Below are 23,041 nucleotides of genomic sequence, written 5' to 3'. Positions count from 1 at the left end.
TGTCCCGGCTTTTTTTTTACTCTTCAGTTTTTGTCTCTGGCGCAGCAGAACTTGGCTTACGGCGCTTACCAATATTTTTGGTATCGCGGTGGCGCTGTTTAACGCGCGGCTTCTCTTTTTCTTTCTCTTTTCTCTCAGCACGTTTCGCGAGCGCTTTCTTGGACGGTTTACCCGTCATTTTTTCACTCGGCGCACGTGTGGTCGGACGAAGCCCGTCAATCACGCGAGCTTTCAGCGGCTCCTCAACGTAGCGGCCAATTTTCTGTAGCAGCAGATGGTCGTGCGCTTCTACCAGAGAGATAGCAATACCTTTGCGGCCCGCACGGCCGGTACGACCAATACGGTGCAGGTAAGTATCACCGCTGCGCGGCATATCAAAGTTGATTACGTGGCTCACGTCCGGGATGTCGATCCCACGCGCGGCAACATCGGTGGCAACCAGCACATTCACGCGGCCATCGGTCAGGCGCTTAATCCCTTCGGTTCGCTTAACCTGCGCCATTTCACCTTCGAGATAGCAGTTGTTAATGCCGGCGTTGCGCAGCATTTCTGCCAGCTCATGCACGCGCTCACGTTTGCGTACGAAGACGATGGTACGGGTTGCCTCTTCCTGCTTCAGCAGGTGTTTCAACAACTCAACCTTATGCTCAAGGTTATCTGCGCGGTAGTACCACTGGTGGATCTTCTTACGCTCACGGGTCGATGGCGTAGCGGACACTTCCACCGGATCTTCCAGCAGACGTTCGGCGAAATCTTTAATGGCATCCCCTTCAAGGGTTGCCGAGAACAGCATTGTCTGATTACGCCAGCGCGTTTCACCCGCGATGTGTTCGATATCCTGGGCAAAGCCCATGTCCAGCATGCGGTCAGCTTCATCGAGAATCAGCGTTTCCACCGCGCGGCAGTCGAAGTTCTCTTCTTTTATGTATTGCAGCAGACGGCCTGTCGTCGCGACAACGATATCCTGGTTTTCGCTGAACACTTCGGCGTGGTTCATATACGCTACGCCACCGGTGATGGTCGCGATATCCAGATGGGTGTTCGCCGCCAGCTCACGCGCGTGTTCGGCAACCTGCATCGCCAGTTCACGGGTCGGGGTCAGGATCAAAATGCGCGGCGGGCCTGATTTTTTACGCGGAAAGTCGAGCAAATGCTGCAACACAGGCAGCAAGTAGGCTGCTGTCTTCCCCGTGCCGGTTGGCGCAGAACCGAGCACATCGCGGCCCTCAAGCGCAGGCGGAATGGCCGCGGCCTGAATGGCGGTCGGGCGTGTAAAGCCTTTGCTCTCAAGGGCATTGAGCAGGCTTTCATCGAGTTCAAGTTCGGAAAAAGTCGTTACAGTCATGTTCTACCTCTGTGTGGGGCGCTGATTATAGACGTTACGGCTGTAATCTTCATCTGTTTGTATGGATATCGCTTTTCGACCACTTCGCTTTCCCCTATGCTACTCCAGTTTCACTCAGAAGGTTGCCCTGACATGTCTCAACTCAAAGCGCAGTTGCGCCGCGATGGTTTTACGTTTAAACAGTTTTTTGTGGCGCACGATCGTTGTGCGATGAAAGTCGGTACAGACGGTATTTTACTGGGTGCATGGGCGCCTGTCGCAGGTGTAAAACGCATTCTGGATATTGGTACGGGCAGCGGACTTCAGGCGCTGATGCTGGCGCAGCGAACGGAAGAACACGTCACGATCGACGCCGTTGAGCTTGATCCTCAGGCGTCCCGGCAGGCAAGTGAAAACGCTGCCGACTCTCCGTGGGCAGATCGCATCAGGGTAGAATGCGCCGATGTCCTGACCTGGGCGTCGGAGCAAACCGCGCGTTACGATTTGATTGTCAGCAATCCGCCGTATTTCACGCCAGGCGTGGAATGTGGAACGCCAGAACGCGAGCAGGCACGTTACACCGGCTCGCTCGATCACAAGGCGCTACTGACCAGTGCGGCGGAGCTCATCTCGGAAGAGGGATTTTTCTGCGTGGTCTTGCCTGAAAGCACGGGTAATACCTTCATTGAGATCGCACGGGGGATCGGCTGGAATCTGCGTCTTCGTACCGATATTTCGGATACGGAAGGACGCTTACCGCACCGCGTGTTGCTGGCGCTCTCGCCGAAAGAGGGGGAATGCTTTATCGACAGGTTGGTCATTCGTGGGCCAGACCAGCGTTATTCCGAAGATTACACTGCCCTGACCCAGGCCTTTTATCTGTTTATGTGAACCTGCGGCGTCAACACCGACGGGCCGGACATTTCAAGCGGTTCGGGATAGTCCAGCGTATAATGCAGGCCACGGCTCTCTTTGCGCATCATCGCACAGCGCACAATCAGCTCGGCAACCTGCACAAGGTTGCGCAGCTCCAGCAGATTATTAGAAACGCGGAAGTTGGCGTAATATTCATCAATTTCCTGCTGCAACATCATGATGCGGCGTAACGCGCGTTCCAGACGCTTCGTTGTGCGTACAATCCCGACATAATCCCACATGAAAAGCCGCAGCTCGTGCCAGTTATGCTGGATAACCACCAGTTCGTCCGGGTTTTCTACCCGACTTTCATCCCATGCCGGCAAGTGTGTTGTCGGACGTGCATAGGGCATGCGTTTGGTAATATCTTCCGCAGCCGACCACCCATACACCAGACACTCCAGCAGCGAGTTTGAGGCCATGCGATTCGCACCATGCAGGCCGGTGTAGCTGACCTCGCCGATCGCATACAAACCATCCACGTCGGTACGACCATGATCGTCAACCATCACCCCGCCACAGGTATAGTGTGCGGCAGGTACAATCGGCACCGGATCGCGGGTTAAATCAATACCCAGACTCAGCAGCTTTTCATAAATCATCGGGAAGTGCTGGCGAATAAAGTCTTCCGGTTTATGGCTAATGTCCAGATACATACAGTCGACGCCAAGCCGCTTCATCTCGTGGTCAATGGCGCGGGCCACGATATCCCGCGGGGCAAGTTCACCTCGGGGGTCGAAGTCCGGCATAAACCGGGAACCGTCCGGACGCTTCAGATACGCGCCTTCGCCGCGCAACGCTTCAGTTAACAGGAAGTTACGTGCCTGCGGGTGGAACAGGGCGGTAGGATGGAATTGATTAAACTCCATATTCGCCACGCGGCAGCCTGCGCGCCAGGCCATGGCGATACCGTCTCCGGAGGCGATATCCGGGTTAGTCGTGTACTGGTAAACCTTGGAGGCGCCGCCAGTCGCCAGCACAACGGCTTTTGCCTGGCAGGTTTCCACCTTCTCTTTATTCCGATTCCACACCCATGCGCCGACAACACGGCGCGTGCCGGGCAGGCCAATCTTATCGGAAATAATCAGGTCGACGGCGTTGCTGCGCTCCAGCACCCGAATATTAGGATGGCTGAGGGCTTTGCTGACCAGCGTGGTTTCAACCGCTTTTCCGGTTGCATCAGCAGCGTGCAGAATACGGCGGTGGCTGTGCCCGCCTTCACGGGTCAGGTGATAGCTCTCTTCACCATTAGGCTGAACATGCGTATCAAACAGCACGCCCTGATCGATAAGCCATTGCACGCAGTGGCGGGCATTGCTGGCGACGAACTCTGCCGCATGCTCATCCACGATCCCGGCGCCGGCAATCAGGGTGTCTTCTACGTGCGAGGCTATACTATCCGTTTCATCAAACACGGCGGCAATACCGCCTTGTGCATAGAAGGTGGAACCTTCGCTCATCGGCCCTTTACTCAGCACGATTACGTTCTGATGTTCCGCCAGGCGCAGCGCGAGGGAGAGGCCAGCAGCACCGCTGCCGATGATCAGTACATCACAATGAAGTTCAGGCGTCGTGTTCATGATGTTTGTTTAATTTACTAAACATGGTGTGGAGAGAATAGCATTGCGATGCGAGATATCGCACGTTTTTTTTGTTGTGTGTTGCAATGACTAAACGGAAGGCCAGAAGATAAATCTGCGCTAAATGGCCGGAAATATTTTGCGAAGCAGATCGTTAGCTTCAGATTTTGTGGTGAAATAAAGCCTGTGTTGCGTTACTCTTCTGACGATAAAGTTGATGATTCTTGTCAGAAAGCGGGTGCGTATCGTGAACAGACTTATAATGAGAGAAAATGAACGGTCTGCGGCGCGATGAACAAAAACAAAGGCGTTACGGAACTTATTGAAGAACAGACACTCTAATTCGGTGCTTGCTCAAAGTGCAATGTTGTTAGAGTGGCGTTTCGATAACGCGTGGAATTTGGTTTGGGGAGACATTACCTCGGATGAGCGAGCAGTTAACGGACCAGGTCCTGGTTGAACGGGTCCAGAAGGGAGATCAGAAAGCTTTTAACCTACTGGTGGTGCGCTACCAGCATAAGGTAGCGAGTCTGGTTTCCCGCTATGTACCGTCAGGCGATGTTCCTGATGTGGTGCAAGAGTCTTTTATTAAGGCCTATCGCGCGCTGGATTCATTCCGGGGGGATAGTGCTTTTTATACCTGGCTGTATCGTATTGCAGTCAATACGGCTAAGAATTATTTGGTTGCTCAGGGCCGTCGTCCGCCTTCAAGTGACGTTGACGCTATCGACGCAGAAAACTTCGAAAGTGGCGGCGCGCTGAAAGAAATTTCGAACCCTGAGAACTTAATGTTGTCAGAAGAACTGAGACAAATCGTTTTTCGCACGATCGAGTCGCTCCCGGAAGATTTACGCATGGCAATTACGTTACGGGAGCTGGATGGCCTAAGCTATGAAGAGATAGCCGCCATCATGGATTGTCCGGTCGGCACGGTTCGTTCACGAATTTTCCGTGCGCGAGAAGCCATTGATAATAAAGTTCAACCGCTTATCAGGCGTTGACGATAGCGGGATACTGGAAAAGGTATTAGGCATGCAGAAAGAAAAACTTTCCGCTTTAATGGATGGTGAAACGCTGGATAATGAGCTGCTCGATGAGTTGTCTCATTCTCCCGAAATGCAACAGACCTGGGAGAGCTATCATCTTATCCGCGACTCTCTGCGCGGTGATACCAGCGAGGTTCTCCATTTCGATATCTCAGCACGCGTTATGGCGGCCATTGAGAACGAACCTGTTCATCAGACCACGCCGCTGATTCCTGAAGCGCAGCCTGCACCTCACCAATGGCAGAAAATGCCGTTCTGGCACAAGGTGCGTCCATGGGCCAGCCAGCTCACCCAAATGGGGGTCGCTGCGTGCGTATCGCTTGCAGTTATCGTTGGGGTCCAGCACTATAATACTCAGTCTGAAGCCAATCAGCAGCCTGAAGCGCCAGTGTTCAATACGCTGCCGATGATGGGTAAAGCCAGCCCGGTTAGCCTGGGCGTACCGGCAGATGCCTCCGCAAGCGGCGGACAGCAACAGCAGGTACAGGAGCAGCGCCGTCGCATTAATGCGATGTTGCAGGATTACGAGTTGCAGCGCCGTCTGCACTCCGAGCAGCTTCAGTTTGAGCAGGCCCAAACCCAGCAGGCTGCTGTGCAGGTGCCAGGAAACCAAACTTTAGGAACGCAATCGCAGTAATGAAGCAACTTTGGTTCGCCATGTCTTTGATGGCGGGTAGCCTGTTCTTCTCTGCTAACGCCTCGGCTGATGTTTCATCCGGGGCGTTGTTGCAGCAAATGAATCTGGCCAGCCAGTCACTCAATTACGAGTTGGCATTTATCAGCATCAATAAGCAGGGTGTCGAATCGTTACGCTATCGCCACGCCCGCCTTGATAACCAGCCGCTCGCCCAGCTTTTACAGATGGATGGCCCGCGTCGGGAAGTGGTCCAGCGTGGGAACGAAATCAGCTATTTCGAGCCTGGCCTTGAGCCGTTTACGCTCAATGGTGACTACATCGTTGACTCCCTGCCGTCGCTCATTTACACCGATTTTAAACGTCTCGCCCCCTACTATGATTTTATCTCGGTGGGGCGAACGCGTATTGCCGACAGGCTGTGCGAAGTGATCCGCGTTGTTGCGCGGGATGGGACACGTTACAGCTATATCGTCTGGATTGACGCAGAGACGAAGCTGCCGATGCGCGTTGATCTGCTCGATCGCGACGGTGAGACGCTGGAGCAGTTCCGCGTGATCTCCTTCGATGTGAACAGTCAGGTTGGCAACAGCATGCAGAATCTGGCCAAAGCCAGCCTGCCGCCTTTGCTTTCCGTGCCTGCCGGCGATTCTGTCAATTTTAACTGGGTACCATCCTGGATCCCGCAAGGGTTCAGCGAAGTTTCCAGCAGCCGTCGCCAGCTCCCAACCATCGAAACACCAGTTGAGTCGCGACTCTATTCCGATGGGCTGTTTAGCTTCTCGGTGAATATCAATCGCGCTACGGCGAACAGTTCCGAACAGATGCTCCGTACCGGTCGCCGGACGGTCAGCACGACGGTGCGCGATAATGCGGAAATTACCATTGTCGGTGAATTACCGCCGCCAACGGCAAAACGTATTTCAGACAGCATTAAATTCAGGGCTGCGCAATGATTAAAGAGTGGGCCACGGTCGTATCCTGGCAGGATGGCGTAGCGCTTGTCAGCTGTGACGTTAAAGCATCATGCAGCAGCTGCGCTTCGCGAGCCGGTTGCGGCAGCCGCGTGTTGAATAAGCTGGGGCCGCAAACGTCGCACACTATTGCTGTGCCGAGCGATCAGCCGCTGGTGGCAGGGCAAAAAGTGGAGCTGGGCATCGCTGAAGGTAGCCTGCTCACTTCCGCCATGCTGGTTTACCTTTCTCCGCTGGCAGGTCTGTTCGTGATGGGCGGGGTTTTCCAGATGCTGTTCGGCACAGATTTGGCCGCCATGTGCGGTGCCGCTTTGGGCGGCGTGGGCGGGTTCTGGCTTGCTAAAGGCGTTTCCCCAAGGCTTGCCGCCCGGGAAGCGTGGCAGCCCGTTATCCTCAGCGTTGCACTGGCACCCGACCAACTTCGTGTTGAGACGCTCTCTTCTGAGGCCCGGTAATCTGCCGGGCTTTATTATTATTTACATCGCAATAAAGAAAACGCCGTCTCTTCGCGCTATACCTGGCTCTAAGTGCATTTCCAGCTGACGAGGATGTAGTGTAGAATGCTGCGTTTTCGCACTGAAAAACGTCGGTTTGGGAACATCGGCAACTAAAGATGTAGGAATAGAAAACGGGCAAGTGCTTACGTCAAGTTATGACGGCACCGGTTGCTTTGGTGCCGGAGCTCTTACTGTTCTGAACGGAGATGCCAATATTGTTAATTTCGGTCGATACAATTTTTACAGGCAGTCAGGAGCGGCAGGTTACAACTATTTTGGAAACTGGGGAGTAGGCTTAGGGTTAACGTACAGCTCTGATGGTACAGGTTCTAATACAACAAGATTTAATATGTTTATCCGCACTGATGGTGAAATTCACTTTAACAAAATAAACAATTCTAGCCAGCAGTGGCGCGCAATAGTAAAGACCTCACTTAACACAACAGTCGATAGCAATGGGTTCCTCAAAACGGCCTCACCAGTCGTTAAGGTTTTCAGCGACGGTAGATATCAGACTAATCTCGAATCAGAAGGCTGCACCGTAACCCGTCTGGCCACAGGTGAATATCTGGTAGAAGGCTGTGAGGGGCTGAACTCCGACGCTGCATGGGGCGGCATTGACGGCGGTTTTGACATACCTACCGACCGCAACAAGCAGCCCCTCATCTGGCTCGATTATGAGGTTCATGCTGACGGTTCGGTGTTAGTGAAAACATATCACCGCACGCATCCTGTAGCGCCAGAGTTCGCCAGGAACGAGCTGCAGGGTATCAATGAAGGCGACCCTGTCGACATCCCTTCTGACCAATTTGTCTCTGTACGTGTTCAAATGCCGCAAAACAGCATCTGGAATCAGTGTGCGGCTATGGCTGAAGTTCCTGACTCATCCGCTGATTAAAGGCAGAATCATTAGGCATATCCAGGCGAACATCGATCCAGCTGTTCACCGGTACGTCCATCGGTTCCCCTTTCGTTTTGACGATCTCCCCGTCATCGCCCAGCAGGTATTTTCGCTTAAACAGGCGGATTGTCAGCCCGCCGCTGTCGGTTTGCTCGTCCTCAACCACGCCCAGTTCTCCCATGCCGCCGGGGTCCATCGGTGGCAGTAGCTGCCATCCCTCGGATGCCAGGCCTGCCGAACCAGCCAGCACGTAAACGCCCACCTCGAGGCGAGAAATGGTTATTCCCTCTGCCTCAGCGTTCGCCGTCCCACAGCCGCACCAGAAAAAACCGTCCTCTGCTATATCAGCGCGCTGACATTCATCCTGGCTTTTCACAACACGGGCAACCGGAGAAGCGGCTTTTAACGTGCACGCCCATATCAGTGACAATTTATAGAGGATCTTGTTTCGCTCAATGAGTCGGGAATCCTCAATGGCTCGCCAGACAATCGCCAGTTCTTTACGGTCCAGGGTTCGCTCACCCATTTGTTTCTGGATGCCGAAATCACGCCCAGACATTTCTGACAGCGGGTTAACTTCCAGCAGCTGCCGTTTCACTGCCCAGGAATAACACTGTCGGCCGTTGCTGATCACGCGCCGGGTGATCTCGCTGTAACCCTGGGCCAATCTGTCCAGGACAGTGAGCCAGTTGTGTAACGTGAGCTGATGCGCAGGGTATTTCCCGAGCTTGGGGAAAACGTGCAGTTCAAACGAGCGGAGGACCTGCCCGGCTGATTCTTTCTGAATGCAGACCATTGAGTGCCATTCACGGAACAGCTCTTCGAAGGTGTACTGGCTATTAATCTTGGCTTTGTCGAGGCTTTGCCTGATCCTTGGGTTTTCGCCACGGGCAAGAATAGCGGCCCACTTAGCCACTTCATCGCGCGCAGCCTTTAAACCGAACTCCGGATAGCTGCCGATCGTCATCTTGTCCTGTTTACCCAGGAAGCGGAATCGGTAGAAAAAAGTAACGGCCCCCTTTTTGGAGATACGTACCCACAGACCATCACGGTCTGCCTTTTCTTCAACTTTGTCTCGTTCGCGCCCAAGGCACGACTTTAGATAACTATCTGAAATAGCCATGATTTGTCCCTGCGTGTGTCCATCAGAACGGGGGGTTATGTGTCCATCATAGGATATGGACGCACTGGTGGACACAAAAACCATGACTTATGATGTCGTAGGTTGACTGTACATGCAAACAGTATAATTTTTGGAAAGGCTGATTTGATGGGGATCTTGAGGCGTTTTTGTCGGAGGTTTGCGGAGGCTGGCGGGGTATCAATTATCGATGTGAGCAATGATCGAAAAGTTACGTATGTTCTTCATATAGTTAAATAATTATGCCTTACGAATTCCTGGAGGCCGCTGTTCTTAGCCTGACGTTTTATAGATTGCCACGAGGCGGCATGGCCGATAACTTCACCTGATTTTTTTGCAGAATTTATTGGGTGAAAAATATGCAAATTGGCTATGTAAGGGTGTCAACAAATGAGCAAAATACTGATCTTCAGCGGCAAGCACTCGAACGCGCAGGATGTGAACAGATTTTCGAAGAAAAAATGAGCGGAACAGTGGCAAACCGGCCAGCACTCAAAAAGCTTCTTAGGGCATTGAATGAGGGGGATACGCTGGTGGTCTGGAAGCTGGATCGCCTTGGGCGCAGCATGCGAAATCTGGTGCTGCTGGTGGACGAACTCCGGCAGCGCGGTATCCACTTTAAGAGCCTCACGGACAGTTTTGATACATCAAGCCCGATGGGGCGCTTCATTTTTCATATCATGTCAGCCCTGGCCGAGATGGAGAGGGAGTTAATCGTGGAACGCACCCGGGCAGGACTGGCGGCAGCCCGGGAGAAAGGGCGCATAGGCGGCAGAAGGCCGAAGTTAACCCCTGAGCAATGGGCGCAGGCTGGCAGGCTGATCGCAAACGGAATGGACAGAAAGCAGGTGGCGATTATTTACGACGTTGCGGTGTGCACCTTGTATAAAAAATTTCCGGCGCGGTAGGGGTAGAGGAAAAAAATATTGAACATTTAATCCAATTTTCGTAATAAAGTATTGAAATAATGTAATAAAGTTGTTGAAATTTTGGTAAGCGGTTGGGTTGAGCATTGGGGGTATTCATGGCAAAAACAGATTCTATTACACCTGAAGAGTTTAGGGCTATTCACTTTGAATTGTCTAAAATCTCATCAACATGGGCAGACTTATGGTTAACATTGTTTTCTCTCCGTGCTGAAGGCAGCAGGGTGATTACTATTAGATATTCCGATATCGAAGATGACATGCTGCACTTGGCTGGAACTCCAAAATTTGAGCCACGAACAATTAGATTAAATTTATTGCTTTCTAAGTTAATTGCGTACAGAAAGGATTGCAATCCTTCTGATATTTATGTTTTCCAGAGTAGATCAAATCGAGTTAAAGGGTTAGCTAGGCCTGTGACTGTAATAGCAATGAATAATGCCTTAAAACAAGCATCCAAATATGTAACAAGGAAAAACATCACCATGAAAAGTGCTTTAAGGGTAATCGGAAGGAACTAGTTGGACGAGGGTTCATACACTAAATACCCACCTGTTTATGGAAAGTTAGGACGATGGTCAATGATCACGTCCTTTATCAAGTCATTATTCTCCCTGATGATTTTCGATTTACTACTCGATTGGATGTAAGATATGTACATGCATGAATCTTAGGAGGGATTTCGAGTAAGTAAAATGAGATCCTGATCAGAATAAATCAAACCTGGCATTGAGTAGAGTAAATAATAAAGCAGCGCATGCAAGATTTAATAGTATAACAAAACGGGCAGAAACATTCACTGAACAAATCTCCTGATCATGTATTAGACAGAGAATGACTGTAATGTAAAACCATCTTACATACACCTACTAAAAAAGACAGATAAAACAAGGTGCCATCCGATGAGATAGCTAAGCATTTGCGCCTTGGATAGGTCTTACCATCGGAGCATCGGGTTATGCTCGCTTGTTGAGTGCTGAGAAATGAAGAGATTAGAGGTTTATAAGAGGGAGCCAGTTTGTCAAACGAGATAGTTTATTTACGATGCTCAACTTATTGAATTATATGGCTTTATTATGGTGGATTGAAGGGCGTTAAGACGAACTTATCACAAGCATACAGTTCTGTTTTGCTTGGGGCCTGAAAGCAGATGGGGACGGTTTTCACTTTTTCTTCTAAAGGTCCAGAATACTTTGCCGATAGTGAACATAGCGGCGCAGGAGCCAAATGGTGGAAGCCGTAAACTTAATTTAAGTTCAGTCAAATAGGAATTACTATCATGGCACAAGTCATCAATACCAACAGCCTCTCGTTGCTCACTCAGAACAACATCAACAAAAACCAGTCTTCAATGTCTACTGCCATTGAGCGTCTGTCTTCCGGTCTGCGTATCAACAGCGCAAAAGATGATGCTGCTGGCCAGGCGATTGCCAACCGCTTCACCTCTAACATCAAAGGTCTGACTCAGGCTGCGCGTAACGCCAACGACGGTATCTCCGTTGCACAGACCACTGAAGGCGCATTGTCTGAAATCAACAACAACTTACAGCGTATCCGTGAGCTGACTGTTCAGTCTTCTACTGGTACTAACTCTGAATCCGATCTGAACTCAATCCAGGACGAAATCAAATCCCGTCTGGACGAAATTGACCGCGTATCCGGCCAGACCCAGTTCAACGGCGTGAACGTGCTGGCAAAAGACGGTTCCATGAAAATTCAGGTTGGTGCGAACGATGGTGAAACCATCACAATTGACCTGAAAAAAATTGATTCCTCTACTTTAAACCTGACTGGATTTAACGTTAACGGTAAAGGTGAAGTAGCGAATACCAAAGCAACAGCTGACGATCTGAAATTAGCTGGTTTTACTAAAGGCACTACAGATGCGAATGGTGTGACTGATTATAAGAACACCATTGCTAACAGTAAGGCATCAGCTTCTGATTTATTAGCAAATATCTCAGATAAATCCGTTATCACTGGCGGCGGCGCAAATGCGTTCGGTGTGGCTGCAACCGCAGGTTACAAATATGACGCGGCAAGCAAATCATACAGCTTCGATGCGACAGGCGCAGATTCAGCAAAGACACTAAGCATTATTAACCCAAATACAGGGGATTCTTCTCAGGCAACGGTTACGATCGGTGGTAAAGATCAGAAAGTTAACATCTCCCAGGATGGTAAAATCACTGCGGCAGATGATAACGCGACGCTGTATTTAGATAAGCAAGGTAACCTGACGAAAACCAATGCGGGTGGCGATGCTGCTGCAACTTGGGACGGATTAATTTCAAACAGCGACTCGACTGGCGCAGTTCCTGTTGGTGTTAAGACTAAAATCATTCTTACGTCCGGTGCTGCTTCCGGGATGTCTGTGAGTTCAGAAGGTGCCGGCAGTCAGACTTCAACAAATGCCCAGATTCTGGCGGATGGCGCATTTGCTGCCAAAGTGAGCATCGACGGTGGCGCGGCAACCGATATTATGGTTGCTAATAATGGTAATATCACTGCGGCTGACGGTAGTGCGCTTTATCTTGATGCAACAACTGGTGGCTTCACTGCTACTGCAGCGGGGAATACAGCTGCAACATTAGACGCATTAATTGCTAATGGTAAAACAGCGACTATGACCGTCGCATCAGGTACCAGTCAGAACACTGTTTATAGCACTACTGGCAGCGCTGACTTCACCAGCCTGGCTAAAGTTGACACTGTTAATATCACCAATGCACATGTAAGTGCTGAAGGCATGGCCAACCTGACTAAAGGTGCAAACTTCACCCTTGATCTGGGTGGTACAGGTACAGCCACTCACACCGTTACCGCAGGTGTTGTTAAAGATGCTGCCAATGACGATGTTTATGTTGACGACGGTGCGCTTTCCAGCGAGCCGACAAAAGATGTGACCTACTTTGAACAGAAGAACGGTGCTATCACCAACAGCACTGGCGGTACCATTTATGAAACTGCTGATGGTAAGTTGACCACCGAAGCTACCACCGCTTCCACCTCTACTGCCGATCCACTGAAAGCGCTGGACGATGCAATCAGCCAGATCGACAAATTCCGTTCTTCCCTGGGTGCTGTACAAAACCGTCTGGTTTCTGCAGTAACCAACCTGAACAACACCACTACCAACCTGTCTGAAGCGCAGTCCCGTATTCAGGATGCGGACTATGCGACCGAAGTGTCCAACATGTCCAAAGCGCAGATCATCCAGCAGGCTGGTAACTCCGTGCTGTCCAAAGCTAACCAGGTTCCTCAGCAGGTTCTGTCTCTGCTGCAAGGCTAATTTCAAATTAAGTGTCAAAGCCCCATATATGTGGGGCTTTTTATTGGTTGAATAAGGTCGTTAAAAGTAGTCAAATCCTTTAATCAACGCTCGCACGATGATTTAGCATTTAACCAGTTTCGCTCCGTTTACACAGGTCCAGTTGTGATTAAAAAACAGGCATTCAAATTTTTGCTTGAACCTAACAAAGGTCAGTTATCAGACTTTTTGGCCTTTGCTGGCTCCTGTCGTTTTGTTTACAACAAAGGCCTTGCTCTTCTTAACGAGAATTACCGTTCTGGTAAAAAATTCATAGGCTACATTCAGCTGGCTTCTGAATTGGTTGAATGGAAGAATGAAGAGAGCCTTTCTTGGTTGAAAGAAGCCCCTTCTCAGTGTTTACAGCAATCGTTAAGAGATTTAGACAGAGCATTCAGAAACTTTTTTACCGGCAAATCACAATATCCAAAGTTTAAAAAGAAAGGTCGGCATGATTCTTTCCGTATACCATGCCAAAGGGTTAGAGTAGATCAAGAAAAAAAATTGGTATCTCTTCCTAAAGTCGGCTGGGTAAAGTATCGCAAGAGTCGTGAAATCATTGGTGATTTAAAAAACGCAACTATTTCCCTGAATCAGGGGAAGTGGTATATCAGTTTTAATACAGAGCAAACAGTCCCTGATCCAATACACCCCTCTGATATCAAATCTACAATTGTACTTAATAATGTGGATAGCGTTCATCTGTCATCTGGGGGCGGCGGTGATAACACTTACCAAGCGGAAGAAAAGAAAAAATTAATCCGTCTTAATAAAACACTTGACCAGAAGAAAGAAACACAGCCAAAATTGGCTAAAAACCAAAGGTAAAATTGACAGAGTAAAATCAAAGGCAGCAAGGATAAGACTCGATAATATCCATAAAGCAACCACGGCAATTTGTAAAAATCACGCAGTTGTTGAGGTTGTGAACTTGATGGATTCTGTATCTGCCAAGAACGATAAGACTCTGAGTATGAGATACGAATTTGTCAGGCAGTTGATATACAAACAAGAGTGGCTGGGTGGTGAAATTATTCGCCGAGAAAGTAAACTCTTGTAACGGTTTTTTTCCGTGATGATGTTGTACTATGTGATGAATTTTAAGCGGCAGGGCATGTCGTTTATGCTTGTGGAGGAAGGTTAATTCAACTTCCGTTGAAGCAAGAATCTCTTGATTGTTATTGAGAATGTCAACGTCTGGTCCAATACTTTACAAGCGGAAGTATATAAGTGTGTTGAAATGGATTTGCGAGTTTTCGGTTGTGAAAGCTAAAAGCTAACTCAAAACGTAATTTATAAACTACTCGGTATCTCAACTAGTACCTCCCCTCAGTGATTCTTGAAAATAGGCTTAAAACTTACTGGGTCAGCGACAGACTCAGGTTACCAAGCTTGTTTACAAAATAGAATTACTTGACTGCTCTATTGGCTGTGTACGGAACAATGAGTGAAAATTGAAGTATAGGAGCAATTTACGAGGCAGAAAAAGAAGATAAAAAAAGCTGAGTAAAACATGCAATATCCTTAATAGAACGAGTAAAGTAAACTGCCGCCCGTCTTATGCAAAACGGGCGGCGAATGGCCGGTGATGGGGCGATAGTAAGAGTTGCAGAGCGAGCTTCGAAACTGATAAAGGCTTTGCGGTAATCGAACCTGTAATGAAGAAGACGCCAAGTGATGTGTTGTTGATTCTGTGCGACTGCCACACACAGTTTGCCAATCTGATGGGGCTGTCACTCATGACAGATGATGGCGAAGCGAGCGAAGGTGCTGCTCTGGAAGGGGGAGGTGCTTGGCAGAGTGACGTTCTTCATCAACCGCGCGCTGGGTGATGATGACTGCCCAACAATTTAATTTACATTGCTTAACTGTAGGCACTCGTTATCACTCAATGAACAGGAGATCGTATGCTGACGATTTGGGCGCTACAGTGTAATATGCATGCCAGTCGTTGATGGGGTAGTTACTGTGGAGTGTCCACCGCTGTGTCCATCAAGAAGATTTAATCCGCATAGCGAGTAAATAAATCCATACATATGAAGAACATAAGAAATTTCTCCATCATTGCTCACATTGACCACGGTAAGTCGACGCTGTCTGACCGTATTATCCAGATTTGCGGTGGCCTGTCTGATCGTGAAATGGCAGCCCAGGTTCTGGACTCCATGGACCTGGAACGCGAACGCGGTATTACCATCAAAGCGCAGAGCGTGACGCTCGACTATAAAGCTTCCGATGGTGAAACCTATCAGCTGAACTTTATCGACACCCCAGGGCACGTTGACTTCTCTTATGAAGTGTCACGCTCGCTGGCGGCCTGCGAAGGCGCGCTGCTGGTGGTGGATGCCGGGCAGGGCGTAGAGGCCCAGACGCTGGCAAACTGCTACACCGCCATGGAAATGGATCTCGAAGTGGTGCCGGTTCTGAATAAAATCGACCTGCCAGCCGCCGATCCTGAGCGCGTAGCGGAAGAGATTGAAGACATCGTCGGTATTGATGCGACCGATGCAGTGCGCTGCTCGGCGAAAACCGGTGTCGGTGTTCCGGACGTACTGGAACGTCTGGTGCGTGATATTCCGCCGCCGGAAGGCGACCCGGATGCGCCGCTACAGGCGCTGATCATCGACTCCTGGTTTGATAACTACCTCGGCGTTGTCTCGCTGGTGCGTATTAAAAACGGCACAATGCGTAAAGGCGACAAAATCAAGGTCATGAGCACCGGCCAGGTCTACAACGCTGACCGTCTGGGCATCTTCACGCCAAAACAGGTTGACCGTACCGAACTGAAATGCGGCGAAGTGGGCTGGCTGGTCTGTGCCATTAAAGACATCCTCGGCGCGCCGGTGGGTGATACCCTGACCGGTGCACGTAACCCGGCAGATAAAGCGCTGCCAGGCTTCAAAAAGGTGAAACCGCAGGTTTATGCGGGTCTGTTCCCGGTCAGCTCTGACGATTACGAAAACTTCCGCGATGCGCTCGGAAAGCTGAGCCTCAACGATGCCTCCCTGTTCTACGAGCCAGAAAGCTCAACGGCGCTGGGCTTTGGCTTCCGCTGTGGCTTCCTCGGTCTGCTGCACATGGAGATCATTCAGGAACGTCTGGAGCGTGAATACGATCTGGATCTGATCACCACCGCCCCGACGGTTGTCTACGAAGTAGAAACCACCTCGAAAGAGGTGATCTACGTCGACAGCCCGTCCAAGCTCCCGCCGCTGAATAATATTCAGGAACTGCGCGAGCCAATCGCAGAGTGTCACATGCTGCTGCCGCAGGAGTTCCTCGGTAACGTGATCACCCTGTGTATTGAGAAGCGTGGCGTGCAGACCAACATGGTTTACCACGGTAACCAGGTGGCGCTGACCTATGAAATTCCGATGGCAGAAGTGGTGCTCGACTTCTTCGACCGTCTGAAGTCTACCTCCCGTGGCTATGCGTCGCTGGACTACAACTTCAAACGCTTCCAGGCCTCGAACATGGTTCGTGTGGACGTGCTGATCAACGGCGAGCGTGTGGATGCGCTGGCGCTGATCACCCACAACGATAACGCACCGTACCGTGGTCGTGAGCTGGTTGAGAAGATGAAAGATCTGATCCCGCGTCAGCAGTTTGACATTGCGATTCAGGCGGCCATTGGTAACCACATCATTGCCCGTTCAACCGTGAAGCAGCTGCGTAAAAACGTTCTGGCTAAGTGCTACGGCGGCGACGTCAGCCGTAAGAAAAAGCTGTTGCAGAAGCAGAAAGAAGGTAAGAAGCGTATGAAGCAGGTCGGTAACGTTGAGCTGCCGCAGGAAGCATTCCTTGCCATCCTTCATGTTGGTAAAGACGGTAACGGTAAATAACCTTAAGGAGTTGGCATGGCGAACATGTTTGCCCTGATCCTGGTCATCGCTACCCTGGTGACAGGTCTGTTGTGGTGCCTCGATAAGTTTATCTTCGCCCCAAAACGCCGTGAACGTCAGGCTGCCGCGCAGGCAGCCACGGGCGATGCGCTGGACGCGAAAACCCTGAAAAAAGTCGGCCCAAAACCGGGCTGGCTGGAAACAGGGGCATCGGTATTCCCGGTGCTGGCGATTGTGCTGGTGGTGCGTTCATTTATCTATGAACCGTTCCAGATCCCGTCAGGATCGATGATGCCAACGCTGCTGATCGGTGATTTCATTCTGGTTGAGAAGTTTGCCTATGGCATCAAAGATCCGATCTATCAGAAAACGCTGATCGAAACGGGTCATCCGAAACGTGGCGACATCGTGGTGTTTAAATATCCGGAAGATCCGCGGCTGGATTATATTAAACGCGCGGTAGGTCTGCCGGGCGATAAAGTGACCTACGATCCGGTGGCGAAAGAGGTGACCATTCAGCCAGGCTGTAGCTCTGGCACCGCATGTGAAAATGCGCTGCCAGTCACTTACTCCAACGTTGAGCCAGCTGATTTTGTGCAGACCTTCGCCCGCCGTAACGGCGGTGAAGCGACCAGCGGATTCTTCCAGGTGCCAAAAGGTGAAACCAAAGAGAATGGCATTCGTCTGGTTGAACGCAAAGAGACGCTGGGCGATGTTACTCACCGCATTCTGACCGTGCCCATCGCACAGGATCAGCTGGCAATGTACTACCAGCAGCCAGGCCAACAGCTGGCGACCTGGATTGTGCCGCCGGGACACTACTTCATGATGGGTGACAACCGCGATAACTCTGCGGACAGCCGTTACTGGGGCTTTGTGCCGGAAGCGAATCTGGTCGGTAAAGCAACCGCTATCTGGATGAGTTTTGAGAAGCAGGAAGGCGAGTGGCCGACCGGCGTTCGCCTGAATCGTATTGGCGGAATTCATTAATTTTCGTCAAAAATAACACGTAGCGGCTTTTATTCGCCGCTACGTGAATTATTTCAGCGATAAATCTCTTTGAACTAACGACATCCCCTGTCGTTGTGTATAGAATATTCCCCCGAAGTTTAAGGTTGGCCCTGCAAGGGTGCCACGGCACACGAAACCGCGTTGGTTTTCTCAGGTCGGTTTCGTGTGCTGCATTTTTGACGCATTCATTTATTGGTATCGCATGAACCCCATCGTAATTAATCGGCTTCAACGGAAGCTGGGCTACACTTTTCATCATCAGGAGTTGTTGCAACAGGCATTAACCCATCGCAGTGCCAGCAGCAAACATAATGAGCGTCTCGAGTTTTTAGGTGACTCTATTTTAAGTTTCGTGATTGCAAATGCGCTTTATCATCGTTTTCCGCGTGTGGACGAAGGTGATATGAGCCGCATGCGCGCCACGCTGGTGCGCGGCAATACCCTCGCTGAAATCGCACGCGAATTTGAGCTGGGTGAATGCCTGCGTCTGGGGCCAGGTGAGCTGAAAAGTGGTGGTTTCCGTCGTGAATCCATCCTTGCCGATACGGTCGAGGCATTGATCGGTGGCGTGTTCCTGGACAGCGATATCCAGACCGTAGAAAAGCTGATCCTTAACTGGTATCAGACCCGCCTGGACGAAATCAGCCCGGGCGATAAACAAAAAGATCCTAAAACGCGTCTGCAAGAATATTTGCAGGGTCGTCATCTGCCGCTGCCATCCTATCTGGTGGTGCAGGTGCGTGGCGAAGCCCACGATCAGGAATTTACCATCCATTGCCAGGTCAGTGGCCTGAGTGAACCGGTGGTCGGCACGGGTTCAAGCCGTCGTAAGGCTGAACAGGCTGCCGCCGAACAGGCGTTAAAAATGCTGGAGCTGGAATGAGCATCGACAAAACCTATTGCGGATTTATTGCCATCGTCGGACGTCCGAACGTTGGCAAATCCACCCTGCTGAATAATCTGCTTGGGCAGAAGATTTCTATCACCTCGCGTAAGGCGCAGACCACGCGTCACCGCATTGTCGGTATCCATACTGAAGGCGCGTATCAGGCGATCTACGTCGATACCCCGGGCCTGCACATGGAAGAGAAGCGCGCCATCAACCGTCTGATGAACAAGGCGGCGAGCAGCTCCATCGGCGACGTAGAGCTGGTGATTTTCGTTGTGGAAGGCACCCGCTGGACGCCGGACGACGAAATGGTCCTGAACAAGCTGCGCGACGGCAAAACGCCGGTGATCCTCGCAGTCAATAAAGTGGACAACGTGCAGGAAAAAGCCGATCTGCTGCCGCACCTGCAATGGCTGGGCAGCCAGATGAACTTCCTGGACATCGTCCCGCTGTCTGCGGAAACGGGTCTGAACGTTGATACCATCGCGGGTATCGTGCGCAAGCATCTGCCGGAAGCGACTCATCACTTCCCGGAAGACTACATCACCGATCGCTCTCAGCGTTTTATGGCGTCTGAAATCATCCGTGAGAAGCTGATGCGTTTCCTGGGCGCTGAACTGCCGTACTCTGTGACGGTGGAGATCGAGCGTTTCCAGAGCAACGAGCGTGGCGGCTACGATATTAACGGTCTGATCCTCGTTGAGCGTGAAGGGCAGAAGAAGATGGTGATCGGCAATAAAGGCGCCAAGATCAAAACTATCGGAATCGAAGCCCGTAAAGACATGCAGGACATGTTTGAAGCACCGGTTCACCTGGAACTGTGGGTGAAAGTGAAATCTGGCTGGGCCGATGATGAGCGTGCGCTGCGCAGCCTCGGTTACGGCGAAGATCAGTAACCTAAGACGACGAGCATATGGATGGATGGCAGCGCGCCTTTGTCCTGCATAGTCGTCCCTGGAGCGAAACCAGCCTGATGCTGGACGTCTTCACGGAAGAGTCCGGTCGCGTGCGCCTTGTTGCCAAAGGCGCACGTTCCAGACGTTCTAATCTGAAAGGTGCCTTGCAGCCTTTCACCCCGCTGCTGGTCCGCTTTGGCGGGCGAGGGGAAGTCAAAACCCTGCGCAGTGCTGAAGCCGTCTCCCTGGCGCTTCCTCTTTCTGGTATCACGCTCTACAGCGGTTTGTATGTTAACGAACTCATCTCACGGGTTCTTGAACATGAGACCCGCTTCTCTGAACTTTTCTTTGATTACCTGCACTGTATTCAGGCACTTGCTGGCGCAACCGGCACCCCTGAGCCTGTTCTGCGTCGTTTCGAACTGGCGCTGCTCGGGCACCTTGGTTACGGCGTCGATTTTCTGCACTGTGCGGGAAGCGGAGACGAGGTAGAAGACACCATGACCTATCGCTATCGTGAGGAAAAGGGCTTTATTGCCAGTGTCGTCGTCGATAACAGCACCTTTACCGGGCGCCAGCTCAGAGCACTGTATGAACGCGAGTTCCCGGACGCCGACACCCTGCGTGCGGCAAAACGCTTTACCCGAATTGCGCTCAAGCCGTATCTTGGGGGCAAACCTTTAAAGAGCCGCGAATTATTCAGGCAGTTTATGCCGAAACGCTAATGTTTTACCCCTCACCCCAGCCCTCTCCCGGAGGGAGAGGGAGAAGGTAAATGAACAAAAATACCGAGGATTGTCATGGCTGAATTACTGTTAGGCGTCAACATCGATCACATCGCCACGTTACGTAATGCACGCGGTACCGCGTATCCCGATCCGGTTCAGGCGGCGTTTATCGCTGAGCAGGCTGGCGCCGACGGCATTACCGTTCACCTGCGTGAAGATCGTCGCCACATCACCGACCGGGACGTGCGCATCCTGCGTCAGACGCTGGACACCCGCATGAATCTGGAGATGGCGGTCACCGAAGAGATGCTGGCGATTGCCTGCGAGACCAAACCGCATTTCTGCTGCCTGGTGCCGGAAAAGCGTCAGGAAGTGACCACCGAAGGCGGTCTGGATGTGGCCGGGCAGCTCGACAAAATGCGCGATGCCTGCAAACGCCTGGCGGATGCCGGTATCCTGGTTTCTCTGTTTATCGACGCCGATCTCACCCAGATTAAAGCCGCTGCCGACGTGGGTGCGCCGTATATTGAAATTCACACCGGCTGCTATGCCGATGCCGAAAACGATGCAGCGCAGGCGAAAGAGCTGGAGCGAATCGCCAAAGCGGCAACCTACGCCGCGAGCCTGGGACTGAAGGTTAACGCCGGTCACGGCCTGACCTATCACAACGTAAAAGCCATCGCTGCCCTGCCGGAAATGCACGAGCTGAACATCGGCCACGCCATCATTGGCCGCGCGGTGATGAGCGGTCTGAAAGAAGCGGTTTCCGAGATGAAGCGCCTGATGCTGGAAGCGCGTCAGTAATGGCTATTCTGGGCTTAGGCACCGACATCGTTGAAATAGCTCGCATTGAAGCGGTGATCGCCCGGAGTGGCGATCGCCTCGCAAGACGCGTGCTGAGCGATAACGAATGGGCTATCTGGGAGGCGCATCAACAGCCGGTGCGCTTTCTGGCAAAGCGTTTCGCGGTAAAAGAGGCGGCGGCGAAAGCGTTCGGCACGGGCATTCGTAACGGCCTGGCGTTTAACCAGTTTGAAGTGTTTAACGATGAGCTGGGTAAGCCACGTCTGCGTTTATGGGGCGAGGCGCTTAAGCTGGCGGAAAAGCTGGGCGTGGCGCACATGCACGTAACGCTTGCAGATGAACGCCACTACGCCTGTGCGACGGTGATCATCGAGAGTTAAATTTTGTCCGCATGGTGCATCAGGACAAACTTATCCCACAGCTGTTCTTCGTTCTCGGCGTGTGCCGGATCTTTTAAGATCGTATTGGGAATGGGGCACACCTTCTGGCAGGTCGGCGTCTCATAGTGGCCGATGCATTCGGTGCAGCGGTCGCTGTTAATCTCATAAATGCTGTCGCCCATCGAAATCGCCTCGTTCGGGCATTCGGGTTCGCACATATCGCAGTTGATGCATTTTTTGGTGATTAACAGCGCCATCAGGAAATTCTCAGAAACATCACAAACAGGGCGGGCATTATACGCTCATTCGTTGTTCAGACCAGTTTTTTTACCAGCTCTTCGCTGTGACGAATACGCTCTGGCGCACGCTCCAGATCCTGCTGAACCAGCGCCATAAACAGCAGGTCCGTCAGCATCATCTGCGCACTCGTCGACGAAATCGCCGCACTGCGAGTGGCCTGTTCCTCGGCGATGGTATACAGACAGCGGGTGGCCCGCTGCTGGAGCGCATTCGGGCTGAAGCCAGTAATCGCCAGAATTTTTCCTCCTACGCGCAGGGCTTCGTCGGTAGCCATATTAATTTCACGGCGCTCGCCGGAATAGGAGATGGCCAGCAGTAAATCGTCAGGATCCATGGCCTGCATGGTCGCCAGCAGCGCGTGCATATCCTGTTCAACGATGGCGTTATAGCCGATTTTTGTCAGCTTCCAGCCAAAGTTACGCGCAACCAGTCCGGAGGCGCCGATCCCGGTCAACACAATACGCCGCGCGTCGCGAAGCATGGCTACGCTTTCCAGCAGCTTCTCTTCCGTGTTCACATCCAGCGTGGCATGCATTGCCGCCACGTTCTCTTTGATCAGCTTTTCGCCGACCAGACGCATCGGATCGTCGCCGCGGATCTGGTTATGCACCGGCATTGACTGCGGATTAGGGTTGCTTACCAGTGCTTCACTGATCGCCAGTTTTAGCGCCGGAAAGCCTTTATAGCCTATCTTTTGGGCAAATTTCACCACGCTCGACTGGCTCACCCCGGCTTCGCCTGCCAGCTGCTGGGAGCTGAGGTGTCGCGCGCGATCGGGCTGGGAAAGTAAATAATCCGCCAGCTTTTTGTCACTCTGGGCAAACCCTGCGTAGCGCTGGCGAATACGAATTAAACAGTTCATACGGTCTCCTGGCGAAAATGTGATTACCCGCGCAAATACGAATTTTGCTCGCCTGAATGAATTTTATATTCCATTATAGTG

23 protein-coding genes and 1 pseudogene are annotated in these 23,041 nt (G+C 51.5%); 18 read left to right on the top strand and 6 right to left on the bottom strand.

Features of this window, described 5'->3' with window-relative positions; all coding sequences use genetic code 11:
* Positions 1 to 16: 16 nt before the first annotated feature.
* Entirely contained in the window at positions 17 to 1,345 is a 1,329-nt protein-coding gene (gene srmB, locus AC4OVU_RS16440; protein ID WP_017383554.1) for an ATP-dependent RNA helicase SrmB, read from the bottom strand.
* 132 nt (positions 1,346 to 1,477) lie between these two features.
* Here srmB and trmN point away from each other — a divergent pair, with 132 nt between their 5' ends.
* A complete protein-coding gene (gene trmN, locus AC4OVU_RS16435) occupies positions 1,478 to 2,215 on the top strand; it encodes a tRNA(1)(Val) (adenine(37)-N(6))-methyltransferase TrmN (protein WP_017383553.1) in 738 nt (245 codons plus the stop codon).
* Here the strand turns inward: trmN and nadB are convergent.
* Positions 2,200 to 3,819, bottom strand: coding sequence for an L-aspartate oxidase (nadB, locus tag AC4OVU_RS16430; protein ID WP_017692868.1), 1,620 nt, complete (start codon positions 3,817 to 3,819; stop codon positions 2,200 to 2,202). The two genes, trmN and nadB, sit on opposite strands and share 16 nt — an antisense overlap.
* A 425-nt stretch (positions 3,820 to 4,244) precedes the next feature.
* Between nadB and rpoE the strand changes: the two genes are divergently transcribed.
* The 5 genes and pseudogenes from rpoE to AC4OVU_RS16405 all read left to right on the top strand — a co-directional run.
* Positions 4,245 to 4,820, top strand: a complete 576-nt coding sequence (gene rpoE / locus AC4OVU_RS16425; RefSeq protein WP_006176728.1) for an RNA polymerase sigma factor RpoE — start codon at positions 4,245 to 4,247, stop codon at positions 4,818 to 4,820.
* Positions 4,821 to 4,851: 31 nt separating this feature from the next.
* Positions 4,852 to 5,502 (top strand): anti-sigma-E factor RseA, encoded by a 651-nt coding sequence (gene rseA / locus AC4OVU_RS16420; RefSeq protein WP_015572138.1) that lies wholly within the window; start codon positions 4,852 to 4,854, stop codon positions 5,500 to 5,502.
* On the top strand, positions 5,502 to 6,455 hold the full coding sequence (gene rseB / locus AC4OVU_RS16415) for a sigma-E factor regulatory protein RseB (protein WP_003860717.1): 954 nt from the start codon (positions 5,502 to 5,504) through the stop codon (positions 6,453 to 6,455). Before rseA ends, rseB begins: the two co-directional genes overlap by 1 nt.
* On the top strand, positions 6,452 to 6,928 hold the full coding sequence (gene rseC / locus AC4OVU_RS16410) for a SoxR-reducing system protein RseC (protein ID WP_006811609.1): 477 nt from the start codon (positions 6,452 to 6,454) through the stop codon (positions 6,926 to 6,928). Before rseB ends, rseC begins: the two co-directional genes overlap by 4 nt.
* Before the next feature lie 478 nt (positions 6,929 to 7,406).
* Positions 7,407 to 7,868, top strand: a pseudogene (locus AC4OVU_RS16405) (phage tail fiber protein); the annotation flags it as partial.
* On the opposite strand, the gene AC4OVU_RS16400 reads toward AC4OVU_RS16405, so the two are convergent.
* On the bottom strand, positions 7,834 to 8,994 hold the full coding sequence (locus AC4OVU_RS16400; protein ID WP_258364715.1) for a tyrosine-type recombinase/integrase: 1,161 nt from the start codon (positions 8,992 to 8,994) through the stop codon (positions 7,834 to 7,836). The pseudogene AC4OVU_RS16405 and the gene AC4OVU_RS16400 overlap by 35 nt on opposite strands.
* A 377-nt stretch (positions 8,995 to 9,371) precedes the next feature.
* Between AC4OVU_RS16400 and AC4OVU_RS16395 the strand changes: the two genes are divergently transcribed.
* Complete coding sequence (locus AC4OVU_RS16395) at positions 9,372 to 9,920, top strand: recombinase family protein (RefSeq protein WP_129541656.1); 549 nt, start codon at positions 9,372 to 9,374, stop codon at positions 9,918 to 9,920.
* A 116-nt stretch (positions 9,921 to 10,036) separates the two neighbouring features.
* Positions 10,037 to 10,459 (top strand): hypothetical protein, encoded by a 423-nt coding sequence (locus AC4OVU_RS16390; protein ID WP_006811569.1) that lies wholly within the window; start codon positions 10,037 to 10,039, stop codon positions 10,457 to 10,459.
* Between the two features lie 186 nt (positions 10,460 to 10,645).
* Here AC4OVU_RS16390 and AC4OVU_RS16385 read toward each other — a convergent pair whose 3' ends face one another.
* Positions 10,646 to 10,738: a hypothetical protein gene (locus AC4OVU_RS16385; protein WP_487249846.1), complete on the bottom strand. Its 93-nt coding sequence runs from the start codon at positions 10,736 to 10,738 to the stop codon at positions 10,646 to 10,648.
* Between the two features lie 479 nt (positions 10,739 to 11,217).
* Here AC4OVU_RS16385 and AC4OVU_RS16380 point away from each other — a divergent pair, with 479 nt between their 5' ends.
* The 10 genes from AC4OVU_RS16380 to acpS all read left to right on the top strand — a co-directional run bounded on the left by AC4OVU_RS16380 (position 11,218) and on the right by acpS (position 21,798).
* Positions 11,218 to 13,230: a flagellin N-terminal helical domain-containing protein gene (locus tag AC4OVU_RS16380; RefSeq protein WP_110292911.1), complete on the top strand. Its 2,013-nt coding sequence runs from the start codon at positions 11,218 to 11,220 to the stop codon at positions 13,228 to 13,230.
* 144 nt (positions 13,231 to 13,374) lie between these two features.
* Positions 13,375 to 14,076: an RNA-guided endonuclease InsQ/TnpB family protein gene (locus AC4OVU_RS16375; protein ID WP_491928751.1), complete on the top strand. Its 702-nt coding sequence runs from the start codon at positions 13,375 to 13,377 to the stop codon at positions 14,074 to 14,076.
* 830 nt (positions 14,077 to 14,906) lie between these two features.
* Complete coding sequence (locus AC4OVU_RS16370) at positions 14,907 to 15,080, top strand: hypothetical protein (protein WP_165768118.1); 174 nt, start codon at positions 14,907 to 14,909, stop codon at positions 15,078 to 15,080.
* Positions 15,081 to 15,284: 204 nt separating this feature from the next.
* Positions 15,285 to 17,090: a translation elongation factor 4 gene (lepA, locus tag AC4OVU_RS16365; RefSeq protein ID WP_003860714.1), complete on the top strand. Its 1,806-nt coding sequence runs from the start codon at positions 15,285 to 15,287 to the stop codon at positions 17,088 to 17,090.
* 15 nt (positions 17,091 to 17,105) lie between these two features.
* Positions 17,106 to 18,080: a signal peptidase I gene (lepB, locus tag AC4OVU_RS16360; protein ID WP_006811565.1), complete on the top strand. Its 975-nt coding sequence runs from the start codon at positions 17,106 to 17,108 to the stop codon at positions 18,078 to 18,080.
* Positions 18,081 to 18,303: 223 nt separating this feature from the next.
* Positions 18,304 to 18,984, top strand: a complete 681-nt coding sequence (gene rnc / locus AC4OVU_RS16355) for a ribonuclease III (RefSeq protein WP_003860711.1) — start codon at positions 18,304 to 18,306, stop codon at positions 18,982 to 18,984.
* Positions 18,981 to 19,886 carry a GTPase Era gene (gene era / locus AC4OVU_RS16350; RefSeq protein ID WP_003860709.1) on the top strand — a complete coding sequence of 302 codons (906 nt, stop codon included), beginning with the start codon at positions 18,981 to 18,983 and terminating at the stop codon, positions 19,884 to 19,886. Before rnc ends, era begins: the two co-directional genes overlap by 4 nt.
* Positions 19,887 to 19,903: 17 nt before the next feature.
* On the top strand, positions 19,904 to 20,611 hold the full coding sequence (gene recO / locus AC4OVU_RS16345) for a DNA repair protein RecO (RefSeq protein WP_015572142.1): 708 nt from the start codon (positions 19,904 to 19,906) through the stop codon (positions 20,609 to 20,611).
* Positions 20,612 to 20,686: 75 nt separating this feature from the next.
* Complete coding sequence (gene pdxJ, locus AC4OVU_RS16340; RefSeq protein ID WP_047745893.1) at positions 20,687 to 21,418, top strand: pyridoxine 5'-phosphate synthase; 732 nt, start codon at positions 20,687 to 20,689, stop codon at positions 21,416 to 21,418.
* Complete coding sequence (gene acpS, locus AC4OVU_RS16335; protein WP_015572144.1) at positions 21,418 to 21,798, top strand: holo-ACP synthase; 381 nt, start codon at positions 21,418 to 21,420, stop codon at positions 21,796 to 21,798. The genes pdxJ and acpS overlap by 1 nt, the downstream gene beginning before the upstream one ends.
* Here acpS and AC4OVU_RS16330 read toward each other — a convergent pair.
* Complete coding sequence (locus AC4OVU_RS16330) at positions 21,795 to 22,055, bottom strand: YfhL family 4Fe-4S dicluster ferredoxin (protein ID WP_110292909.1); 261 nt, start codon at positions 22,053 to 22,055, stop codon at positions 21,795 to 21,797. The two genes, acpS and AC4OVU_RS16330, sit on opposite strands and share 4 nt — an antisense overlap.
* Positions 22,056 to 22,111: 56 nt before the next feature.
* Positions 22,112 to 22,960: a MurR/RpiR family transcriptional regulator gene (locus AC4OVU_RS16325; protein ID WP_110292908.1), complete on the bottom strand. Its 849-nt coding sequence runs from the start codon at positions 22,958 to 22,960 to the stop codon at positions 22,112 to 22,114.
* Positions 22,961 to 23,041: the final 81 nt, after the last annotated feature.

The organism is Enterobacter sp. 6722112 (genome assembly GCF_058661685.1).
Note: the sequence above shows the minus strand (reverse complement) of the source record. Positions and strands in the feature narration are given on the sequence as shown.